Genomic DNA, 2,747 nt, shown 5'->3' with positions numbered 1-2,747 from the left:
ATACCCCAATGAGCCGCTACGCGCCCGCCGATCTGGAACCGAAATGGCAAGCTGCCTGGAACGAGGCGGAGGTTTTTCTCGCCAAACGTGACCCCGATAAGGAAAAGTACTACGTCCTAGAGATGTTCCCCTATCCATCGGGGCGCATCCACATCGGCCACGTGCGCAACTACACGATGGGCGATGTTGTCGCGCGCTACAAATCGTCGTGCGGGTTCTCGGTGCTGCACCCGATGGGGTGGGACGCCTTTGGCATGCCCGCCGAAAACGCGGCGATGGCATCGGGTGGGCATCCAGGCGAATGGACCTATCAAAACATCGCCACGATGCGCGACCAGATGAAGCCGCTCGGCCTGTCGATCGACTGGACCCGCGAGTTTGCCACCTGTGATCCCGAATACTACGGACAACAGCAATCCATGTTCATCGATTTCATGGACAAGGGATTGGTGTACCGCAAAAACGCGACTGTGAACTGGGATCCGATCGACATGACGGTTCTGGCGAATGAACAGGTGATTGACGGTTGCGGGTGGCGGTCCGGTGCGCCTGTTGAGCGGCGTGATCTAACGCAGTGGTTCTTTAAAATCTCCGATTACTCCGACGACCTTTTGAATTCCATTGATGCGCTCGACAACTGGCCAGACAAGGTCAAGACGATGCAGAAAAACTGGATCGGCAAATCACGCGGGTTGCAATTTGCGTTCTCGTTGATCGACGCGCCCGAGGACCACGACCGCATTGAGGTCTACACCACGCGTCCCGATACATTGCGCGGCGCGTCCTTTGTCGGTATTTCCGCCGATCATCCATTGGCCAAAAAGCTGGCGGCAGAGAACCCCGAGATTGCCGCGTTCTGCGATGAATGTCGCAAAGGCGGGACCACCGAAGAGGTGATTGAAAAGGCGGAGAAACTTGGCCTTGATACGGGCCTAAAGGTGCGCCACCCGTTTGATACGGCGTGGGAATTGCCGGTGTATATCGCCAACTTTATCTTGATGGATTACGGCACAGGCGCGATCTTTGGCTGTCCTGCACATGATCAGCGCGACCATGATTTTGCGACCAAGTACGGCTTGCCGATCAACTACGTCTTTGCACCGACCGAAGGTGAATTGAACACGTCCGAGGCGTTTGTCCCGTTCAAAACCGACGCGGTCAAATACCTGCTCGGCTTTGCAGGCGAAGAGGTACAGACCGGCGACCAAGGCGTCGAGACCGCCATTGATTTTTGCGAAAGCAACGGCGTGGGCCACGGCGTGACCAAGTTCCGCTTGCGCGATTGGGGCCTGTCGCGCCAACGCTATTGGGGCTGTCCGATCCCTGTGGTGCATTGCGAGGCCTGCGGCGTGGTTCCTGAGAAGAAAGAGAACCTGCCCGTCGAATTGCCCAAAGATGTGACATTCGATCAACCTGGAAATCCGCTTGACCGCCATCCGACATGGCGCAATTGCACTTGCCCGAACTGTGGTGCGGATGCGTTACGAGAGACGGACACGATGGACACGTTTGTGGACAGCTCGTGGTACTATGCGCGATTCACATCCCCGCACGCCGACACGCCAACCGTGTCAGAAGATGCGGCCTATTGGATGAACGTCGATCAGTATATCGGCGGCATCGAGCACGCGATTTTGCACCTGCTCTATTCACGCTTTTTCGCCCGCGCGATGAACGTCACAGGTCACTTGCCCGATAGCGCGCGCGAGCCGTTCAACGCGCTCTTCACCCAAGGGATGGTGACGCACGCGATTTACCAGAATGCGGTGCGCAAGGACGAGCATGGCCGCGCCATCTATCACTACCCTGATGAAGTCGAAGAACGCGATGGCGGCACATTCGTCAAAGCGACAGGTGAGGCGATCACCGTGATCCCTTCGGCTAAGATGTCGAAATCCAAAAACAACGTTGTCGATCCGGTCGAGATCATCAAACAATACGGCGCCGACACGGCACGTTGGTTTGTGCTGTCCGATAGCCCGCCCGAACGCGATGTGGAATGGACGGCATCCGGTGCCGAAGCCTCGGCCAAGCATCTCAACCGCGTGTGGCGTTTGACGGCGGACCTAGCGGGCGCCCCCGAAAGCGGCACCGGTGACGATGACCTATTGCGCGCGTCCCACAAAGCCATGAACGAGGTCACATTGGGGATCGACAGCTTTGGCTTTAACGCGGCCATTGCAAAGCTTTACGGTTTCACAAATACCATTGCGAAATCCAAAGCGGGACGTGAGGCAAAGCGGTTTGCGCTAAAGACTCTCGCGCAACTCATGTCTCCGATGACACCGCATCTTGCGGAGGAAATGTGGTCGATGCTTGGTGGCGAGGGTCTCATAGCGCGTGCCCCATGGCCATGCGCAGACGAGAAGATGTTGGTCGAAGAGAACGTCACGCTACCGATCCAGATCAATGGCAAGCGGCGCGACGAAATCACTGTTCCAAGCGATATGCCGAAAGAAGAGATTGAAAAACTCGCTCTGGCGAACGAAGTTGTTCTAAAGGCGCTCGACGGTGGGCAGCCTAAGAAACTCATCGTTGTTCCGGGCCGTATCATCAATGTCGTCATTTAACCGCCGCACATTCCTATGCTCCGCCGCCGCGATTGCCGCGTTGGCGGGGTGTGGGTTCACGCCCTTGTATGGGCCAAACGGTGCGGCAAATGCGTTGCGTGATGCCGTTGAGTTGACCGCACCCGTGACCCGCGAAGACTATGCCTTTGTCCGCGCTGTTGAGGGTCAACTCGGCGC

At 57.2% G+C, this 2,747-nt stretch carries 1 protein-coding gene and 1 pseudogene; both read left to right on the top strand.

Annotated features, from left to right (window positions below; all coding sequences use genetic code 11):
- Positions 1-8 precede the first annotated feature (8 nt).
- Positions 9-2,570, top strand: coding sequence for a leucine--tRNA ligase (leuS, locus tag ACTG34_RS08740; RefSeq protein ID WP_439104561.1), 2,562 nt, complete (start codon positions 9-11; stop codon positions 2,568-2,570).
- Positions 2,557-2,747 (top strand): annotated as a pseudogene (locus ACTG34_RS08735) (LPS assembly lipoprotein LptE); the annotation flags it as partial. The gene leuS and the pseudogene ACTG34_RS08735, both read left to right, overlap by 14 nt.

This window comes from Celeribacter marinus, assembly GCF_965656515.1.
In the GTDB taxonomy this organism is placed as follows: domain Bacteria; phylum Pseudomonadota; class Alphaproteobacteria; order Rhodobacterales; family Rhodobacteraceae; genus Celeribacter; species Celeribacter marinus_D.
This window is presented reverse-complemented; position numbering and strand designations above follow the sequence as displayed.